Origin of the sequence: Sphaerisporangium sp. B11E5 (assembly GCF_039871875.1) — a bacterium.
Lineage (GTDB): Bacteria > Actinomycetota > Actinomycetes > Streptosporangiales > Streptosporangiaceae > Sphaerisporangium.
This window is the reverse complement of the sequence record NZ_JBDPMD010000066.1, coordinates 1-19706: the sequence shown is the minus strand read 5'-3', so window position 1 is coordinate 19706 and position 19706 is coordinate 1. Positions and strand designations below refer to the sequence as shown.

Annotated in this window: 16 protein-coding genes; 6 read left to right on the top strand and 10 right to left on the bottom strand. The window is 71.2% G+C overall.

Annotation, left to right across the window (positions count from 1 at the left end; all coding sequences use genetic code 11):
- Positions 1-191 precede the first annotated feature (191 nt).
- Positions 192-1475, bottom strand: a complete 1284-nt coding sequence (locus tag ABGB17_RS35490; RefSeq protein ID WP_347638118.1) for a M14 family metallopeptidase — start codon at positions 1473-1475, stop codon at positions 192-194.
- A gap of 269 nt (positions 1476-1744) precedes the next feature.
- Between ABGB17_RS35490 and mihF the strand changes: the two genes are divergently transcribed.
- Both mihF and ABGB17_RS35480 read left to right on the top strand, forming a co-directional pair.
- On the top strand, positions 1745-2050 hold the full coding sequence (gene mihF / locus ABGB17_RS35485) for an integration host factor, actinobacterial type (RefSeq protein WP_347638116.1): 306 nt from the start codon (positions 1745-1747) through the stop codon (positions 2048-2050).
- 137 nt (positions 2051-2187) lie between these two features.
- A complete protein-coding gene (locus tag ABGB17_RS35480; RefSeq protein WP_347638114.1) occupies positions 2188-2493 on the top strand; it encodes a hypothetical protein in 306 nt (101 codons plus the stop codon).
- 54 nt (positions 2494-2547) lie between these two features.
- Here the strand turns inward: ABGB17_RS35480 and ABGB17_RS35475 are convergent, their stop codons facing one another.
- Both ABGB17_RS35475 and ABGB17_RS35470 read right to left on the bottom strand, forming a co-directional pair.
- Positions 2548-3366, bottom strand: coding sequence for a hypothetical protein (locus tag ABGB17_RS35475; protein WP_347638112.1), 819 nt, complete (start codon positions 3364-3366; stop codon positions 2548-2550).
- 186 nt (positions 3367-3552) lie between these two features.
- A complete protein-coding gene (locus tag ABGB17_RS35470; RefSeq protein ID WP_347638110.1) occupies positions 3553-5391 on the bottom strand; it encodes an AMP-dependent synthetase/ligase in 1839 nt (612 codons plus the stop codon).
- Positions 5392-5660: 269 nt separating this feature from the next.
- Here ABGB17_RS35470 and ABGB17_RS35465 point away from each other — a divergent pair, with 269 nt between their 5' ends.
- Positions 5661-7169 carry an oligopeptide:H+ symporter gene (locus ABGB17_RS35465; RefSeq protein ID WP_347638108.1) on the top strand — a complete coding sequence of 503 codons (1509 nt, stop codon included), beginning with the start codon at positions 5661-5663 and terminating at the stop codon, positions 7167-7169.
- Here ABGB17_RS35465 and ABGB17_RS35460 read toward each other — a convergent pair.
- A complete protein-coding gene (locus tag ABGB17_RS35460; protein ID WP_347638105.1) occupies positions 7153-8595 on the bottom strand; it encodes a PLP-dependent aminotransferase family protein in 1443 nt (480 codons plus the stop codon). The genes ABGB17_RS35465 and ABGB17_RS35460 overlap by 17 nt on opposite strands.
- 62 nt (positions 8596-8657) lie before the next feature.
- Between ABGB17_RS35460 and ABGB17_RS35455 the strand changes: the two genes are divergently transcribed.
- Positions 8658-9290, top strand: a complete 633-nt coding sequence (locus tag ABGB17_RS35455; protein WP_347638103.1) for a hypothetical protein — start codon at positions 8658-8660, stop codon at positions 9288-9290.
- Between the two features lie 9 nt (positions 9291-9299).
- On the top strand, positions 9300-11108 hold the full coding sequence (locus ABGB17_RS35450; protein ID WP_347638101.1) for a glycoside hydrolase family 15 protein: 1809 nt from the start codon (positions 9300-9302) through the stop codon (positions 11106-11108).
- Between the two features lie 77 nt (positions 11109-11185).
- On the opposite strand, the gene ABGB17_RS35445 is transcribed toward ABGB17_RS35450, so the two are convergent.
- Both ABGB17_RS35445 and ABGB17_RS35440 read right to left on the bottom strand, forming a co-directional pair.
- Entirely contained in the window at positions 11186-12127 is a 942-nt protein-coding gene (locus tag ABGB17_RS35445) for a hypothetical protein (protein ID WP_347638099.1), read from the bottom strand.
- 38 nt (positions 12128-12165) lie between these two features.
- Entirely contained in the window at positions 12166-13092 is a 927-nt protein-coding gene (locus ABGB17_RS35440) for an LD-carboxypeptidase (RefSeq protein WP_347638097.1), read from the bottom strand.
- A 171-nt stretch (positions 13093-13263) separates the two neighbouring features.
- On the opposite strand from ABGB17_RS35440, the gene ABGB17_RS35435 reads away from it, so the two are divergent.
- Positions 13264-14175, top strand: a complete 912-nt coding sequence (locus tag ABGB17_RS35435; protein ID WP_347638095.1) for a sulfotransferase — start codon at positions 13264-13266, stop codon at positions 14173-14175.
- Between the two features lie 12 nt (positions 14176-14187).
- Here the strand turns inward: ABGB17_RS35435 and ABGB17_RS35430 are convergent, their stop codons facing one another.
- From ABGB17_RS35430 to ABGB17_RS35415, 4 genes are all read right to left on the bottom strand, one after another.
- Entirely contained in the window at positions 14188-16062 is a 1875-nt protein-coding gene (locus tag ABGB17_RS35430; protein ID WP_347638093.1) for an ABC transporter ATP-binding protein, read from the bottom strand.
- Between the two features lie 109 nt (positions 16063-16171).
- Positions 16172-16987, bottom strand: coding sequence for an enoyl-CoA hydratase/isomerase family protein (locus tag ABGB17_RS35425; RefSeq protein ID WP_347638091.1), 816 nt, complete (start codon positions 16985-16987; stop codon positions 16172-16174).
- Positions 16988-17310: 323 nt separating this feature from the next.
- The gene (locus tag ABGB17_RS35420) at positions 17311-17526 is read right to left on the bottom strand and encodes a helix-turn-helix domain-containing protein (RefSeq protein WP_093173121.1); all 216 of its coding nucleotides are present in this window, start codon (positions 17524-17526) and stop codon (positions 17311-17313) included.
- 114 nt (positions 17527-17640) lie between these two features.
- Positions 17641-19239 (bottom strand): ABC-F family ATP-binding cassette domain-containing protein, encoded by a 1599-nt coding sequence (locus tag ABGB17_RS35415; RefSeq protein ID WP_347638088.1) that lies wholly within the window; start codon positions 19237-19239, stop codon positions 17641-17643.
- Positions 19240-19706: the final 467 nt, after the last annotated feature.

The window sequence follows — 19706 nt, the reverse complement described above, 5'->3', positions numbered from 1 at the left end:
CCGGGGTGGCCGTCACCGGCGCTCACAACCCGGCCCGGGATCGTACCTTCAGCGCACCAGGGGCCTCCCGCTCACCGCGGACCCGCCCGTCCATGCCTCCTGAACAGGAAATCCTACTTCAGCCTCCCGACAGCCCTGTCCACGCGGCACGGCCCGCCGCTGTGGGCGGGCCGTGCGTGCGGGGTCCAGGGTCAGGCGGCGGGGCAGTACTGGGACTGCTTGCCGGTGATTCTGTAGGGGCAGTCGGAGTATTCGAGGAGTCTCAGGACTGCTTCGTTGTTGCGGGTCGTCTCGGTCTGGATTCTCTCGTCGGGGGGGTAGAAGCCGGGGCTGCTGGTGCGGGGGTACATCTCGAAGGTGTAGGAGAAGGTCTTCCAGTTGCCCCAGAGCCAGTCGTTGATGGTGCCGTCGGTGATGTACAGGTCGCTGGACTGCTGGGGGGTGTAGCCGTTGGTGGAGGCCAGGTTGCGGCCCAGGGCTTCCAGGGCGTCGTGGTCGTCCTGGGTGAGGCCGGTGGCGGTGTCGTTGTAGGTGTAGCCGTAGGGCCAGAGGACCAGTTCGCTGTAGGTGTGCCAGTCGATGTGGGTCTTGATCTGCTGGACGCCGCCTACTACGCGGGTGCGGATCCAGTTGGCGGTGGCGCGGACCTCGGTCGCGGACTCGGCGGCGGAGCCGCGGTAGGTGTCGCTGGAGGGGGAGGTGGAGGAGCCGCCGCAGCAGCCCCAGCGGTAAGCCCAGTTGCGGTTCAGGTCGGTGCCGACGGCGGTGGAGCCGGAGTTGGGCTGGCGGTTCTTGCGCCAGGAGCGGTAGGAGCCGGTGGCGATGTCGTACTCGCCGCCGTCGGGGTTGAGGTCGGGCAGGATCCAGATCTCACGGGAGTTGACGAGGTTCCTGATCCTGGTGTTGGAGGCGTAGCTGCTGGTGAGCCAGTTGAGCAGGTGGATCGCCATCTCGACGGTGAGGTGCTCGCGCGCGTGCTGGTGGTGGGTGAACAGCACCTCGGGCTCGTTCTCGTCCGTCGTCACGTTGTCGCTGATCTTGATGCCGATCAGGGCGCGGCCGCCGTAGGACGTGCCGTAGGTGAACTTGCTGGTGATGGACGGGTACGCGGCCACGACCTGGTTCACGACCGCGGTCATCTCCGCGTAGTTGTGGTAGCCGGAGTCGGCTGAGGGGAAGTCCTGGGGCTTCGGCACCACCGGCGACAGCGGGCGGGGCAGCCGGGTGACGGTGTACCCGAGCGCCTTGATGGCCGCGACCTCGCTCTCCGAGGCCGTCACCACCACCGACGTGTCCGCGACCTCGTCGATCGAGGCGCCGGTGGCCGCGACGGACGTGCGCTGCGGGGCCGTGGTGGGGCCCTCGACACGGTACTGGTGGTTCGGGGCCGGCTCGGCCGAGGCCCCCACGCCGCCGATCCCGGTGGCGAGGGTCACCACCAGGATCATGAGACCGACGAGAAGACGATGTCTCACCTGTTTCCTCCTTGACACGTGCTCTTGGGTTTTGTCACGTGTCCCCCACGAGATTCAGGGCGGAAGGCCGTACTGAAAAGGCCCAATTTTCCTGACATGGGCCCACATAGAGGGTCAAGCCTGGATCTTTCGACGGCGAAACGGCCCCAGCCGGCGACATCCTTGGCGAAAGCATGATTAACGCCCGTGACCGGGGTAACAGACGGGCGAACACGCAGATGGCCGGGGCCCCGGCCAAGAACGATCTTCGTCCGTCAAGGAGTAACCCTATGGCCCTCCCCCCTCTCACCCCGGAGCAACGCCAGGCGGCCCTCGTCAAGGCCACCGAGGTGCGGCAGGCGCGTGCCGCGCTCCTCGCCCAGCTGAAGACCGGCGACGTCACCCTGGCCGAGCTCCTGCGGCGGGACGACGAAACGGTCAAGCGGATCAAGGTCTCCCAGGCTCTGCGTGCGCTGTCCGGCATCGGCCCCACCAAGGCGGCGGCGCTGATGCAGCGCGCCGGTGTCGACGACCGGCGCCGCATCGGCGGGCTCGGCGTCCAGCAGCGCCGCAAGCTGGTCGAGGCCCTTTCCTGAACGGCGCACGCGAGCGCGATCGGCCGGCCCCCCGTCCCACGGACGCGGGGGCCGGCCGATCTTCGCAGGGGCGCCGTTCCCCCGGCGGTCGGGAGCGAATAGTCTCGCGGTACCGACATCGCTCAGGGAGGCGACCTTTGGGCAAGCTGACCGAAGACGAGCGCGGGGATCTGGCGGCCATCCTGTCCAGCCCGGAGCTCAACGACCCCCGCGTCCACGCCGACCGGGAGGTGGGCCAGCAACTGGCGGACTTCCTGCGCAAGGACATGCCGGACGTGGACGAGGTGGTGCTCGGCCGGATCCTGCTGCGCGCCGCGGTCACCATCACCCAGCTCGGGGACCGGGGCATGCCCCTGGAGCGGATCGCCAACATCTTCACGCTGAGCGCCGTCGACCTCACGGCCCTGGAGCTGGCGCGCGACGCGCGCCCCCGTGACGAATGACGAACGCCCGGCCCCCGGCGGCGAGCCGGGGACCGGGCGTCCTTCGAACCCGGCCTATCGGACGACCTTCACGTAGTCGGTCGCCGAGGAGCCGTACAGACCGCGCGAGCCCGGGAACACGACCTTCCAGGTGCCCGACCAGTAGGCCGGGATCTTCGTGTAGAAGCTCCCGTCCGGGTTGGTGGTGATCGTGTCGACGTACTCCCACTTGCTGCCGTGCGCCCGCTTGAAGAACACCTTGATGTCCTTCCAGCCGACGTAACGCCAGTTGTGCCAGCGGTACCCGTCGTCGCAGCGCGAGCCGCCGACGACGTAGGCGTCGCCGTCCCACCACCAGTCGCCGTAGCAACGGGCGACCTGCAGCTTCCCGGTGAGGGAGAGCTTGCGGCCCTTCTTCACCGGCTCGGGCGAGGCGTCGAAGCCGGCGACGCGCGTGGCGCGCGGGCCGTGGTGGGGACGGACGTGCTTGACGTAGAAGGACGCCTTGGCCTCGGCGACCTTCCCGCCGGCGCCGATCGCCTCCACGTACACGAACCACTTACCACTCGGGTCGTGCCGGTCGAGGACGATCGTCCGGTCCCACTTCTTGACCTCCGGGCTCGCGGAGGCCGGGGCGGAACCGGGGCAGGGGTTGCAGGCGGACCCGCCCGCGGGGCCGAAGCCGATCTTGACGTCTTCGGCGCCCACGGTCGTGACCGTGGCCGTCACCGCGACCTTCTCGCGTCCGTGGATGACCACCGGGTCGGGGGTCACCGATACGGATTCGATGGAGACCGCGTCCGGCGCCGGGTCTGCGAGCGCCGGAGCCGCCACCGCGAGCGCCGAGGCGCCCATGGCGGCCGCCACCAGAACGGTGGCGATGCGTTGAAACATGGTGGAAATTTCCTCTCCCCGTAGAGAAAGGCATCCCAGGGTGGGGTGTGCCCTACGTCCCATAGACGCCAACTAAGGGAAGAAAGTTGCACATTAGGCGGAGATAAATGATTACGAATCAGACACCAAACCTCGATCCGCACCCCTTTTTAAGGTCTTTGTCCGGATATTGAGGCTTATGTCCGATCAGCTGACGTACATCGCTTCGATGACGTCTGCGTACTTGGCGTGGATGACGCGGCGCTTGAGCTTCAGGCTCGGGGTCAGTTCCTCGGTCTCCGCGGTCCACTCGTCCGGCAGCAGGCGCCACTTCTTGACCTGCTGCACCCGGGCCAGTTTGTCGTTGGCCGCCGTCACCGCGGCCTCCGCCTCCTTGAGCACGTCGGGGTGCTCGGCCAGCTCGGCCAGCGAGCCGTAGGCGATGCCGCGGCCCTGCGCCCACACCGGCGCCACCTCGCCGTCCAGGGTGAGGACGGCCACGACGTACGGCCGCCGGTCGCCGTACACCAGGGCCTGGCCGATGAGCGGGTGCTCCTTGAGGTAGCCCTCGGTGTTGGCCGGCGACATGTTCTCGCCGCCCGCGGTGATGATGAGCTCCTTCTTGCGGTCCACGATGCTGACGAAGCCGTCCTCGTCGATGGCGCCGACGTCGCCGGTGTGCAGCCAGCCGTCCTCGTCGAGCAGCTCGGCCGTGGCCTCGGGCCGGTTGAGGTAGCCGGCGGTGTTGGCGGGGCTGCGGGTGATGATCTCGCCGTCCTCGGCGATGCGCACCTCGACGCCCTCCCCGGGACGGCCGACCGTGCCGAGCTTGTACGCCGCCGAGCTGTTGGCGGTGAACGCGCCGCTGGTCTCGGTCATGCCGTACACGTCGAGCACCTTCAGGCCGAGCCCGGCGAAGAAGCGCTGCACCTCCAGCGGCATGGGGGCCGCGGCGGTGCCGAGCCAGAGGGCGTTCCCGAAGCCGATCATGCCGCGGATGATGGACAGCAGCGCCGCGTCGGCCTTCTCGTACGCCGCGACGACCTCCGGGCCCGGGGTGCGGCCGTACTGGCCGGCCTCGATGTAGGCGAGGCCCGCGGCCATGGCGGCCCGCACCTGCTCCTGCTGCTCCGGCGGCTGGGTGGCGAGCAGGGCCTGAAGGCGGGCCATCATCTTCTCCCACACCCGCGGCACCCCGAAGAACGCGACCGGCTTGACCTGGCCGAGCACCGTGCCGAGCTGGGTCATGTCGGGGCAGAAGTGGATGTGGGACGCCTTGATCAGCGGCAGGTAGAGGCTGAGCACCCGCTCGGCGATGTGCGCGTAGGTGAGGTAGGAGATCTGCGCGCCGCCCGACGGCACCCCGGCCATGCGGTCGGTGACCACGACCTCGAAGCAGACGTTGTGGTGGGTCAGCGGCACGCCCTTGGGGTTGCCGGTGGTGCCGGAGGTGTACAGCACGGTGAGGGTGTCGCCGGGGGTGACGGCGGCGGCGCGGGCCTCCACCGCGGCGGGGTCGGCCTCAAGCAGCCGCTCGCCGAGCTCCACCAGTTCGTCCCAGCCCATGAACAGCTCGCCCTCGGGGGCGGCGTCCAGCACGATCACCTTGCGCAGGCCGGTGAGCCGGGGCAGGATCGGCCGCCAGCGCTCAAGGTCGGCGGCGCCGACCACCGCGTACCTGGCCTCGACGTCGGTGGCGACGAAGGCGATCTGCTCGGGGGTGAACGTCGAGTAGATGGAGCACGGCACGCCGCCGGCGTGCACCGCGCCGAGGTCGGCGAGGACGTGCTCGCTGCGGTTCACCATCATCAGCGCGACCGCCTCGCCGGCCCGCAGGCCGAGCTCGTGCAGGCCGGCCGCGATGGCGAGGACGCGCCGCCGGGCCTCGGAGTAGGTCAGGGTGCTCCACCCGTCCTCCGCCAGGTCGGAGTAGGCGGGATCGTCGGGGTGCTGCTCCGCCGTTCTCCTGAATTGCTCGCAGATGGTGAGTCCGGCTATCTGCCTCTCGATCTCGTCACGGTCGGAGATGACCCGGGGGTCGGCCATTTCGCCTCCAGAAAGTGCTCACTTGCACGCGGTGGCATGCATCGCACCACAGGCGATCACAAGGAGCAAGACCCCTCAGGTGAGAGGAACGGCATGGTGACCTGGAGCGCTCATGCCGTCACCATGCGTTACCGTTTCACCACCTTCTGACACCGCACTTGACCAACCGTTTCCGACATTTGGCAATATCTACTACATTCAAGACATTCCACGCGGCCCGGGGGAGGTCGCGCGCCGTAACGGCACCCGACGGGGAAGGCGGACCAGTCATGGCCCGAGACCTCGGCGTGCGCGCGGAGCCTGAGACGATCTTCGGCCATCCGCGCGGCATCGTCACCCTCTTCTTCACCGAGATGTGGGAGAGGTTCAGCTTCTACGGCCTGCGCGCCATCCTGTACTTCTTCCTGATCGCCACCGCGGCCGAGGGCGGGCTCGGCCTGCCCAAGCCGACCGCGACGGCCGTGGTGGGCGTCTACGGCGCGCTGGTCTACCTGCTGGCGCTGCCCGGCGGCTGGCTCGCCGACCGGGTGCTCGGCGCCCGCAGGGCCGTGCTGATCGGCGGCTGCGTCATCATGCTGGGCCACATCTGCATGGCCGTGCCCACGGGCGGCGCGGCGGCGGTGTGGGCGGGGCTCGGGCTGATCGTGGTGGGCACCGGCCTGCTCAAGCCGAACATCTCCACCATGGTGGGACGGCTGTACCCGGATGACGACAACGCGCGGCGGGACGCGGGGTTCTCCATCTTCTACCTCGGCATCAACCTCGGCGCGTTCGCCGCGCCGTACGTGGTGAGCAACCTCGCCACCGGCGGCCGCTGGCACCTCGGCTTCGGCGCGGCGGCCGTGGGCATGGCGCTCGGCCTCGTGCAGTACGTCCGCGGCGCCCGCCACCTGCGCGGGGCGGGGGACGCCCCGGGGCACCGCCTCACGCCGCAGGAGCGTGCGCGGTTCACACGCGGGGCGCTGACCGCCCTGGCCGTGGGCGCGGCGGCGATTATCCTGTGGGCGCTGACCGGCACGCTCACCGTGGACCGCTTCACGGTGGCGCTCACCCTGTTCACCGTCTGCATCCCGATCGCCTACTTCGCCTACATCCTGCTGGGCGACCACGGCCTGACCGCCATGGAACGCTCCAGGATGAAGGCGTACGTCTGGCTGTTCGCCGCCGCCGCGATCTTCTGGATGATCTACGACCTGGCGCCGACCGTGCTGAACGACTTCGCCGCCACCAAGACCGACCTGCGGCTGTTCGGCCACTCCATCACGGCCGCCACCACCCAGTCGTTCAACCCTCTCATGATCATGATCTTCGTGCCGGTCTTCGCGTTGCTGTGGGTGCGGCTCGGCGACCGGGTGGGCGCCGCGCACAAGTTCGCGTTCGGCCTGTTCATGATCGGCGTGAGCTTCGTGGTCATGGCGCTGGCCGCCGACCTCGCGCAGTCCGGCCGCATCTCGGTCTGGTGGCTCTTCTGGGTCTACCTGATCCAGGTGTTCGGCGAGCTGTCGCTGAGCCCGGTCGGGTTGTCGGTGACCGTCGAGCTGGCCCCGCGGGCGTTCCGCAGCCAGATGCTCGGGGTGTGGTACCTGTCGTTCGCGGTCGGGGACGCCATCGGCGGGCAGACCGCGCGGCTGCTCGGCCACATGTCCCAGCCGATGTACTTCTCCACCCTGGCGGCGGTCGCCGTGGCCGCCGCGGCCGTGCTGCTGGCCTTCGCCCACCGCCTGCGGGTGCTGATGGGCGAGGAGCGCGAGGAGGCCGCCGTCACAGGGACGGCATGAGCGGCGCCCTGGCGGGCCCGCCGCGCGGCGTGGCGAGGCCGGAGGCGTGCGCCTCGGCCAGGGCACGCACCCCTTCGCGCAGCGCGTCCGGCGGCAGCGTGAACGGCAGGCGCAGGTAGCGCTCCAGCGTGCCGTCCACGCCGAACCACGGGCCGGGCGCCAGGCGCACCCCGCGCGCGGCGGCGGCGTCGGCCAGCGGCGTGGCCACCGGCGCGTCCAGCCGCACCCACAGCGCCCCGCCGCCCGGAGGCGGGGTGAACTCCCACCCGGGCAGCGCGGCCCGCAGCGCCTCGACGAGCGCCGCGCGGGACGCGCCCATCCCCCGGCGCCGCTCGGCCCTGCCCTCCTCGACGCGTTCCATGAGGTGGACCACCATGAGCTGCTCGAACAGCGGCGCCGCGATGTCCATCGCCGACCTCAGCACGGCCAGGCGGCGCACCAGGGCGGCCGTCGCGCGGACCCAGCCGATGCGCAGGCCGCCCCACCACAGCTTGGACGCCGAGCCGACGCTGATCACCCGGCCGTCGGTGTCGTACGCCGCGAGCGGGGCCGCCGCGGGCACCTCGTCGATGGCCAGCTCCGCCCAGCTCTCGTCCACCAGCACCGTGGCGTCGTACCGCCGCGCCGTCGCGGCGAGCGCCGCCCGGGCGGCGTCGTCCATGAGGCGCCCCACCGGGTTGTGGAAGTCGGGGATCAGGTACGCCAGCCGCGCCGCCGACTGGCGCAGGGCGCCCTCCAGCAGGTCCAGGTGCCAGCCGTCGTCCTGGATGCCCACCGGCACCAGGCGGGCGCCGCGCAGCCGGGCGGCGTCCAGGGCGTGCGGGTAGGTGGGCGACTCCACCACGATCGGGTCGCCGGCCCCGCCGAGCAGCGTCATCAGCAGGTGGATGGCCTGCTGGGCGCCGCAGGTGACGAGGATCTGCTCCGGCCGGGTGGGCACGCCCCGCGCGCCGTACCTCTCGGCGATGGCCGCGCGCAGCGCCGGCACGCCGAGGGGGTCGTAGCCCATGCCGAGGCCGTACCGAGGGTAGGCATCGGTGGCGGCGGCCACGGCGTCGGGCAGCAGGGCGGTGGCCGAGGGCGCGGCGATGTGCAACGGCAGCAGGCCGTCGTCGGCCGAGGCGATCCAGGGGTTGTCCACGCCGAGCGCCCCGGGGTCGGGCAGGGCCGTCCAGCTTCCCGCGCCCTGGCGGCTGTCGAGGTAGCCGCGCTCGCGGAGCCGGTCGTAGGCGGTGGTGACGGTGGTGCGGCTCACGCCGAGCGCCGCGGCGAGGTGGCGCTCGGCGGGCATGCGCACCCGCACCGGCAGGCGGCCGTCCAGGATCAGGGTCCGCACCGCCTCGGCCAGCGCCCGGTAGTACGGCCGGGCGCCGGTCGGCAGATCGAGCAACCGGGCGAGCTGCGGCCCGCTGAGATGGCGATCCATAAAGCCACTTTTGCTGATTGGCTCTTTATCGGCAAACCAGCGGCCACCACCATTGCACCTCTATGAGCGAAATATCCCTCCCTGCACCTGATTCTCTCCGCTCTCGCCTGCTCCGCCTGTACGCGGGGCTCGTCCTGTACGGCGCGGGTGTGGGCCTGCAGATCAGGTCCGGCCTCGGCAACGACCCCTGGGACGTCTTCCACCAGGGCCTCGCGGTGCGGACCGGGCTGTCGGTCGGCACCTGGATCATCCTGGTCGGCGCCCTGGTCATGGTGTTCTGGATCCCGCTGCGCCAGAGGCCCGGCATCGGCACGGTGAGCAACATCGTGCTGCTCGGGCTGTTCGTCGACCTGAGCATCTGGCTGGCCCCGGCCCCTGACAGCCTCTTCGTGAGCTGGGTGTACCTGCTGTCCGCCGTGGTGCTGGTCGGCGGCGCCACCGGGCTGTACCTCGGCGCCGACCTCGGGCCCGGCCCCCGCGACGGCCTGATGACCGGCCTGCACCGCCTCGGGCTGTCCATCCGCGTGGCCCGCACCCTGATCGAGGTCTCCGTGCTGGCCGCGGGCTGGCTGCTGGGCGGCACCGTCGGCGTGGGCACCGTGGTGTTCGCCGTCGCCATCGGGCCCGTCACCCAGTTCCTGATGCCGTGGACCCGGCCGCGGCGACGGGCCACGCCGATGGCGGCGACCCACTAGCGTGACCCCATGCGGATCGAGGACTACGCGATCATCGGCGACATGCAGTCCGCCGCCCTCGTCGGGCGCGACGGCTCCGTGGACTGGCTGTGCCTGCCCCGTTTCGACTCCCCGGCGTGCTTCGCCTCGCTGCTCGGCGACGAGCGCAACGGCCACTGGTGGATCGGCCCGGCGGGCGCGGGACGGCAGCTCAGCACGCGGCGCCGCTACCGCGAGGACACCCTCATCCTGGAGACGGAGTGGGACACCGAGGGCGGCACGCTGCGGGTCACCGACTTCATGCCGCCCCGGCAGTCCGCGCCGGACGTCGTCCGCATCGTGGAGTGCGTCGCCGGCACCGTCGAGGCGGCCACCCAGATCCGCATCCGGTTCGACTACGGCCGCATCGTGCCGTGGGTGCGCCGCAACGGCGGCCTGCTCCAGGCGGTCGGCGGGCCCGACTCGGTGTGGCTGCACTCCCCCGTGCCGCTGCGCGGCAGCGACTACGCTCACAAGGCGACGTTCCGGCTGTCCGCGGGCGACCGGGTGCCGCTGGTGTTCACCTGGCACCCCTCCCACTCCCCCAAGCCCGAGCCGATCGACCCCGAGGAGGAGCTGGCCGAGACCGAGCGCATGTGGCGCGCCTGGGTGGCCCGCTGCGACACCCGCGTCAAGGACGAGTGGCGCGACGCGGTGGTGCGGTCGCTGATCACCCTCAAGGGCCTCACGTACGCCCCCACCGGCGGCATCGTCGCCGCGGCCACCACGTCACTGCCCGAGGACCTCGGCGGCATCCGCAACTGGGACTACCGCTACTGCTGGCTGCGCGACGCCACCATGACCCTGGACGCGCTGCTCGGCGCCGGGTACGTCGACGAGGCACGCGAGTGGCGGGAGTGGCTGCTGCGGGCCATCGCCGGCCGCCCCCAGGACCTGCAGATCATGTACGGCGTGGCCGGCGAGCGCCGTCTGCCGGAGATGGAGCTGCCCTGGCTGGAGGGCTACGAGGGCTCCCGGCCCGTGCGCCTCGGCAACGCCGCCGTCGACCAGTTCCAGCTCGACGTGTACGGCGAGGTCATGAACTGCCTGTTCCTGTCGCGGGTGTCCGGCCTGGAGGCGGTGTCGCGCACCTGGGCGATCCAGCGCTCGCTGATGGACTACCTCGAGTCCCACTGGGACGAGCCGGACGAGGGCCTGTGGGAGGTCCGCGGGCCGCGGCGGCACTTCGTGCACTCCAAGGTCATGGCCTGGGTGGCCGCCGACCGCTCGATCCGCCAGGTGGAGCGCTTCGGGCAGAGCGGGCCGGTGGACCGGTGGCGCGCGCTGCGCGACCGCATCCACGCCGAGGTGCTGGAGAAGGGCTACGACCCGGTGCGCAACTCCTTCACCCAGTCGTACGGCTCACGCGAGCTGGACGCGTCGCTGCTGCTCATCCCGCACACCGGTTTCCTGCCGGTGGACGACCCTCGGGTGGCCGGCACCATCGAGGCCGTGGAGCGCGAGCTGATGTCCGACGACTTCCTGCTGCGCTACCCCATCGCGCAGGAGAACAGCGTGGACGGCCTGACCGGCGGTGAGGGCGCCTTCCTGGCGTGCAGCTTCTGGCTGGCGGAGGCCAGGGCGATGGTGGGCAGGCGGCGCGAGGCGGTCGAGCTGTTCGAGCGGCTGCTGTCGCTGCGCAACGACGTCGGGCTGCTCGCCGAGGAGTACGACCCCCGGTACGGCCGCCAGGTGGGCAACTTCCCGCAGGCGTTCAGCCACGTGCCGCTGATCCACACCGCGCACAGCCTGTCGCGTGCGGACCCCCGGCCGCGGCACACGTACCTGTCGGACGACTAGCGGTTCTCCTGGGCGAGGGGGCCGGCGGTCCTCGGCGGCCTGACGGCCCCGGGCAGGAGACCGGCGGTCCCGGGCGCCTAGCGGTCCTGGGCCAGGTCGGCCAGGAGGCGGGCGAACTCCGGTGGCGGGGCGACCACCAGGCGGCGCTGGCCGTTCTGCACCACCAGGTCGGCCTGGATGCGGGTGAGCCGCCCGTGGTTCCACCAGTAGACGTGCGGGCTGAGGCCGCCCTCGCCGGAACGGTACTCGCGCCGGGCCAGCAGCCACATGCGCTCGATGGCGCGCATCACCGACAACCCGTCCACCGGGTGGACGATCATCTCGCCGGGGTGCGGCAGCACCACCATGACGCCGTCCGGCGAGACCAGCAGGTAGTCCTCGACGCGGCGCAGGTGGACCACCGCGCCGGCCGCCGAGCCGGCGAGCCGCCACGCGGGCACGCCTTCGAGGTCCAGGCGCTCGGTGGTGAGCTTCTCGTCGTCCAGCACGTTGCGCCCGGCGAGGTCCAGCGCCTCGCCCGGCGTCACCGGCCAGCAGAACGCCTCCGCCGGGCGCACGGCCCGCCCGGACACGGTGAGGATCTCCACCAGGTCGGCCGCGATGTGGCGGCCGATCACCCGGGAGGGGTCCTCCAGGGTCTCGGCGCGCACCACGCGGGTGCGCAGCAGCGGGCGCACCTCGGCGAGGTCGCACACGTCGGGCAGGTCGGGGTCACGGCCGGCCGCGCCGCTCAGGTGCTCGGCCACCAGCACCGGCCAGTCCTCGCGGGGACGGCGGGCCGCCTCAAGGCGCAGCCCCGCCAGCCGCACGGTGATCGTGCGGCGCGGCGCGGACAGTTCGAGCACGGCGCCGTCGCCGGTGAAGGCGTAGCCGTAGCCGAGGCTCTCGGCGACCAGGCCGAGCAGGGAGTCCAGGTCGACGTCCTCGGCCGGGCGGACGGCGGGGCGCCCGGCGAGCAGCTCGACCAGGTGCCGCGGAGCCGCGCCCCACCGGTCTCGATGCCGTGCGAACCAGCCCAATCGAGGCTCCCAACTACCGCGTCTTCCCCCGGACGGGCCTACAGTGCCGTAGCCGGATCGCGGAAAAGGCAAGTCAAAGAGCACGATTGGGTATCGATGACCGCGTCCGCCCCCAGCCATGCGGTGAACTGGGGGGTCCCGTGCCCGATGGGCACCCCGGCGATCATGGGCACCTCCAGCACGGCCAGCCGTTCCACCAGGGTGGGCAGCGGGTCGCCACAGCCCACGAACGAGCCGAGCACGATCCCGATCACGCCGTCCAGCGCCCCCGACTGCATGAGCTGGGTGACCAGCCGGTCCACGCGGTACGGCTGTTCGTTCACGTCCTCCAGCAGCACGATGTGGCCCTGGCCGCGCATGGCGTACGGCGTGCCGCACAGCGACGCGAGCAGGCTGAGGGTGCCGCCGGTGAGCGGGCCCTCGGCGTGGCCGGGCACGATCACCTGCTGCCCGGCGACCGGGGCGGGCTCGCCGTTCTCGAACAGCGACGCGTACAGGTGGGCGAGCGTCGCCGGGTCAGGGCCACCGAGGTCGCCGAGGGCCTGGCAGGCGGGCATCGGGCCGAAGCAGCTCGCGACGCCGAGGCGCACGGCGAACGCCTGGTGCAGCGCGGTGACGTCGCTGGACCCGAGAAGGATCTTGGGGCGGGCGGCCTCCATGGCCTGCCAGTCCAGCAGGCCGAGCAGCCGGGTGGCGCCGTAGCCGCCCCTGGCGCAGACCACCGCGCGGATGGCGGGGTCGCACCAGGCGTCCTGCAGGTCGGCGGCGCGGCCGGCGTCGGACCCGGCGAGGTAGCCGCGGCGGTTCAGCACCCGGGGCATCACGACGACGTCCAGCCCCATCTCGGTCAGCACGTGCCTGCCGCGCGCCAGCCACACCGGATCGACCGGGCCGGAGGGGGCGACGATCGCCACCCGGTCGCCGGGGCACAGCCGGGACGGCACCCAGAGCCGCTGGCTGGTCATGCCGCGCCTCCTGAAGATCCTTTAGCGAGCGGATGTACGGACCGGAGAAAACCGGGAATCTGCCGATATGGCGGTCACCATGGGTACTCTTACCCAGGTGACGCCCCGCCCGGCCGGGCCGGGCGTGACCGGTTCGCTCACCTCGCAAAGGGTGTCAGACTGTCCTCACTTATGCGACCCCCGCCCCACATTCTCGTCGTCAACGGCACCAAGGTCCGCCGCCCCGTCTTCGTGCTCGGCGCCCCGCACTCCGGCGTGACCCTGCTGGCCCGCGCGCTCAAACGGTCCCCCGGCTTCCACATGACGATGGGCCGCCCGGGTGTCGCCAGCGTCGTGCGGACCTTCGCGCGGCGTCCGTCGATCATGCGGAGCAAGGGCGGCGGGTCGGTGCGGGTGCTGCGGGACGCGCTGGCCGACGCCTGGCAGCTCGTGCCAGGGGCGTGCGGCGAGTGCCCGGCCGCCTGCCGGGAGGCGGGGGCGGTGACCGGCGGCGGGCCGTGCGCCTCGCCCGGCGCGGTGTCCCGGTTCGGCGACGCCGAGCCCGACCTGCTGTACAGCGCGCCGGTGCTGATCCAGGCGTTCCCCGACGCACGGCTCATCCAGCTCATCCGGGACGGCAGGGACGCCACCGCCGACATGCTCGCCGACCGGGCGTCCATGGAGTGGGCCAAGCCCGGCATGATCAGCGACGAGACCGAGTTCCCGAGCCCGTTCCTCGGGGTGAACTCCGGGGCCCATCTGCCCAAGTGGGCGGGCATGGACCCGGCGGGCAAGTGCGCGCTGCGGTGGCGCAGCGCGGTACGGCTGAGCGCGGCGCTGCGCAAGGAGATGCCGCGTGACCAACTGCTCACCGTGCGGTACGAGGACCTGGCCGCGTCCCCCGAGCAGACGGTGGCCGCGGTGTCGGACTTCCTGGAGACGCGGGTCTCCACGGTCGCGCTGTACGGCGCACCGCCGCCCCGCGTTGGGGCGTGGCGCACCCGCCTCAAGCCGGACGAGGTCACGCTGATCGAGAAGATCGCCCGCGAGGAGCTCACCCGCCTCGGCTACATCGCCACCCCGAAGGGCAGCCTGCGCCACTGACCGGGAGCCGTGCTACCTCTGGTGCTCGAACTGGGTGCGGTACAGCTCGGCGTACGCGCCGCCGGCGGCGAGCAGGTCGTCGTGGCGGCCGCGTTCCACCACACGGCCGTCGTGGATGACCAGGATGGTGTCGGCCTCGCGGATGGTGGACAGCCGGTGCGCGATCACCAGGGACGTGCGGCCGGCCAGGGCCGTCTTCAGTGCCCGCTGCACGGCGGCCTCGGACTCGGAGTCCAGGTGCGCGGTGGCCTCGTCGAGCACCACCACCCGGGGGGCCTTCAGCAACAGCCGGGCCAGCGCGATGCGCTGCTTCTCGCCGCCGGACAGCCGGTAGCCGCGGTCGCCGACCACGGTGTCCAGGCCGTCGGGCAGCGACTCGACCAGTTCGTAGATCTGCGCGGCCCGCAGCGCCTCCCAGATCTCCTCGTCGGTGGCGCCGGGCCGGGCGTAGCGCAGATTGGCGCCGATGGTGTCGTGGTACAGGTGGGCGTCCTGCATGACGACCCCGACCGTCTCGTGCAGCGACGCCAGGGTGAGCTCCCGCACGTCCCGCCCGTTGACCAGCACCGCGCCGCCGGTCACGTCGTACAGGCGCGACACCAGCGAGGTGATCGTCGTCTTGCCGGCCCCCGAGTGGCCGACCAGCGCGACCAGCTCACCCGGGCGGGCGGTGAAGGAGACGCCGCGCAGCACCTCCTGGCTCTGGCCGGTGTCCGGCCGGGCCACCGACTCCAGGGAGGCCAGCGACACCTCCTCGGCCGCGGGGTAGCGGAAGCGCACGTCGTCGAACTCGACGGTGACCGGGCCGTCCGGCACGGGCCGCGCGTCCGGCCGCTCGGCGACCATCGGCTTGAGGTCCAGCACCTCGAAGACCCGGTCGAAGCTCACCAGGGCCGTCATCACGTCCACGTGGACGTTGGACAGGCTGGTCAGCGGCCCGTACAGCCGCATCAGCATCGCGGCCAGCGCCACCAGGGTGCCCACCTCGAACGCGCCGGTGATCACGAAAACGCCGCCCACGCCGTACACCAGCGCGGTGGCGAGCGCGGCGACCAGGCCGAGGGCGACGCGGAACACCGTGCCGTACATGCCGACCACGATGCCGAGATCGCGCACCCGTCCCGCCCGCTCGCTGAAGTGGGCCGCCTCGTCCGCCGGGCGGCCGTACAGCTTGGCGACCATGGCGCCCGCGACGTTGAAGCGCTCGGTCATCACCGAGCTCATCTCCGCGTCCAGTTGCATCTGCTCGCGGGTCAGCTTGGACATGCGGCGCCCCACCCAGCGGGCGGGGAACACGAAGACCGGAAGCAGGACCAGGGCGACCAGCGTGACCTGCCAGGACAGCACGAGCATCGCGCCGAGCACCATGACGAGGCTCACGACGTTGGAGACGACGGTGGACAGGGTGCTGGTGATGGCGCGCTGGGCGCCGATGACGTCGCTGTTCAGCCGGGACACCAGGGCGCCGGTCTGCGCCCGCATGAAGAACGCCACCGGCATGCGCTGCACGTGGTCGAACACCTCGGTGCGCAGGTCGTAGATCAGGCCCTCGCCGATGCGGGAGGAGAACCACCGCTGCACCAGGCTGAGGCCGGCGTCCACCAGGGCCAGCCCGGCGATCACCAGGGCCAGCATGATCACCACGTCGGTGCGGCGGGGCGTGATGCCCTCGTCGATGATCGATTTGAGCAGCAGCGGGTTGGCGATGACGATCATCGCGTCCACCACGACGAGGAGCAGGAACGCGGCGATCTGCCGCCGGTACGGCCCGGCGTACCGGGCGATGCGCGGCACCGTGCCCGGCGTCAGCCGTTCCTTGGTGACCGAGCTGTCCCGCCTCAGGGACCGCATCACCTGGGGTCCGTATCCCCCGCCCAACATCGACATCGCCGCCCTGTCGTCCTCGCCGAACCCTGGCCCCGCGTGGGCCGGAGGCGTGCCACGCCCCCCGTTCCCACTCCGGCGAAGCGCGCGGACCGATCGCGCGATTCCCCGCTCAGCTCTGGGCGGAACCGTCCCTCCGCGCGGCGCCCTTCGCCCCGAACAGCGCCCGCAGCCGTTCGGCCTGCTCGGCGCGCTCGGCGGCGCTCTGTTCCTCCAGGGTGCGGTCCGCGGCACCGAGCAGCAGGCGTTTGGTGGCCGCCGCCGCGGCCCGGTCGGTGGTGAGCAGCGCGGCCGCCAGCTCACCCACCGCCTCGTCCAGCCTCTCTCGCGGCACCACCCGCTCGGCCAGGCCGAGGCGCAGGGCCTCCTCGGCCCCCACGGTCCGGGCGGTGAGGCAGATCTCCACGGCTTTCGCCACGCCGACGAGCTCGACCAGCGGCTTGGTGCCGGTCAGGTCGGGGACCAGCCCGAGGGCGGCTTCCTTCATGCAGAACTTGGCGTCGTCGGCCAGAATTCTCAGGTCACAGGACAGGGCCAGTTGGAATCCGGCCCCGATCGCGTGTCCCTGTACCACCGCTATCGACACGATGTCCGGGCGGCGCAGCCACAGGAAGCCCTGCTGGGCCTCGGTGATGCGCGCCAGGAACGTCTCGCCGTCGAGCGCGGCCACGGACGCGAACGAGCCCTGTCCCGGCAATCCCTTCGTCGTGAACATGCGCAGGTCGATGCCCGCTGAGAAGGACGGCCCCTCGCCTCTGACCACGACGACGCGCACGTGCTCCGGCAGGGTCCTGCCGATCCGTGCCAGTGCCGACCAGGTCGCGAACGTCTGGGCGTTCCGCTTGTCCGGCCGGTCCAATGTGATCGTCGCGATCTCGCCGCCCACCTCGAAGCGCAAACCGATCTCCGCGAGCTCCTCGGACGTCATCTCCGGTTCACCGCGCGAACCTTCGTGCCGCGACCCGAACCGCTCGGGCGCCACCTCTGGTTCACCGCGCGAACCTTCGTCACGCGAACCTCCGCCACGCTCGGGCGTTCCGTCGGTACCCGGCTCGGCCCGATCTCCCGCCGAGATCGCCGCCGCACTCCCCCCAAGCGTCGCTTCCGGCATCGCCCGCTCCTTTTCGTGGGTCGCCGTCCCGTCACGTCCCGAACCTTCTGGCAGTTCCAGAATCAGATTCTACCGACGTGCGCTGAGCCGGCGACCGCACGGGAACGAGCGGCTGCGGTCGCGCGTTTCCGAGGCGGCTGCTAGCGCTTCGACTTGCCCCGGGTGGCCCCGCCGCGCCCGCGCAGAGTCACGCCGGACTCGCTCAGGATGCGGTGGATGAACCCGTACGACCTGCCGGTGGAAGCGGCGAGCGCGCGGATGCTCTCACCCGCGGCGTAGCGCTTCTTCAGGTCGGCGGCCAGTTTTTCGCGATCGGCCCCGGTGACCCGGGTGCCCTTCTTCAGAGTCTCGGCCACGAGTACCTCCTGTAGTGCCAGACTTCCGCAGCGTTACTCACGCCATGATCAGTCATTTCGGCCGGATCGGCTACCTACTCCATGGGAAAAGATCCGTACCCGTTCAAATTAAGATCAGGCGAGTGCCACAAGATCGGAAAATTCATCGCTCCAAGCGTCTTCCACTCCGTCCGGTAGCAAGATCACCCTATCCGGTCGTAGCGCCTCAACGGCCCCTTCGTCATGTGTTACCAGGACAATTGCCCCAGAATACGACCTCAATGCCGAAAGTACTTGATCGCGGCTGATCGGATCCAGGTTGTTGGTGGGCTCGTCGAGCAACAGGACGTTGGCGCTGGAGAGCACGAGAGTGGCCAGGGCCAGGCGGGTCTTCTCCCCTCCGGACAACACGGAAGCGGGCTTGTCGGCGTCGTCGCCGGAGAACAGGAAGGAGCCGAGGACCTTGCGCAGCGCCACGTCCGGGACGTCCGGACCGGCCGAGCGCATGTTCTCCAGCACGCTGCGGCCGGGGTCCAGGGTCTCGTGCTCCTGGGCGTAGTAGCCGAGCTTGAGGCCGTGGCCCGGACGGACCTCGCCGGTGTCGGGCTTCTCCAGGCCGCCGAGCACGCGCAGCAGCGTGGTCTTGCCTGCGCCGTTCAGGCCGAGCACGACGACCCGGCTGCCGCGGTCGACGGCGGCGTCCACGTCGGTGAAGACCTCGAGCGAGCCGTACGACTTGGACAGGCCGGTGGCCGTCAGCGGCGTGCGGCCACAGGGGGCGGGGTCGGGGAATCGGAGCTTGGCGACCTTGTCGCCGCGGCGCTCCTCCTCCACACCGGACAGCAGGCGACGGGCACGGCGCTCCATCTCCTGGGCGGCCTTGGCCTTGGTGGCCTTGGCGCGCATGCGGTCGGCCTGGGACAGGAGCTGGGAGGCCTGGCGCTCGGCGTTGGCCCGCTCGCGCTTGCGGCGGCGCTCGTCGGTCTCGCGCTGGGCGAGGTAGGCGGTCCAGCCGACATTGTAGGTGTCGATGACGCAGCGGTTGGCGTCGAGGTGCAGGACGCGGTTGACCGTGGCTTCAAGAAGCCCGACGTCGTGGCTGATAATGATCAAACCGCCCTGGTGGGATCGTAAAAAATCACGAAGCCACCCGATTGAGTCGGCATCGAGGTGGTTTGTCGGCTCGTCGAGCAGGAGAGTCTCCGCTCCGCTGAACAAGATGCGGGCCAGTTCCACACGCCGCCGCTGCCCGCCGGACAGGGTCTCCAGCGGCTGGGTCAGCACCCGGTCCGGCAGCCCCAGGCTGGAAGCGATCGACGCCGCCTCCGCCTCCGCCGCGTACCCTCCCAGCACGTGCAGCCGGTCCTCCAGGCGCCCGTACGCCCGCACCGCCCGGTCCCGCACCCGCGAGTCCTCCGACGCCATGCCGGCCTCGGCCGCCCGCAACTCCCGCAGCACCTCGTCCAGCCCCCGGGCCGACAACACCCGGTCGCGTGCCAGCGTGCTGAGATCGCCCGTGCGCGGATCCTGCGGCAGATACCCCACACTCCCGGTCGACGACACGGTCCCCGCCGCCGGCAGCCCCTCCCCCGCCAGCACCTTGCACAGCGTGGTCTTCCCCGCGCCGTTCCTGCCGACGAGCCCGATGCGGTCCCCCGGGTTCACCCGGAAGGACGCCCCTTCGATGAGCAGGCGCGACCCGGCGCGCAGTTCGACTTCAGACGCGATGATCATGATGAGGGAAACACTCCCGGAAACGGGTGACGGGGATCTTTCGAAAACGCCGACGTGAAGAACGACCACAGCGGGCGACCCACCGGCAGGCCCGCCCCTCGTCCATGCTGCGCCGATCAATCGGGAGTGCGCATAGAGCTAGTGTACGACCCCCCTCCCCCAAGCACTCCTGGTTATCCACCCACCCCCCCACCACCCACCCCGGCCTCAGCACCCCAGCCCACCACCGACCCCAACATCCCGGCCCACCACCGACCTCAGCACCTCGGCCCACCACCGACCTCAGCACCTCGGCCCACCACCGACCTCAGCACCTCGGCCCACCACCGACCCCAACACCCCAGCCCACCACCGACCCCAACACCCCAGCCCACCACCGACCCCAACACCCCAGCCCACCACCGACCCCAACACCCCAGCCCACCACCGACCCCAACACCCCAGCCCACCACCGACCCCAACACCCC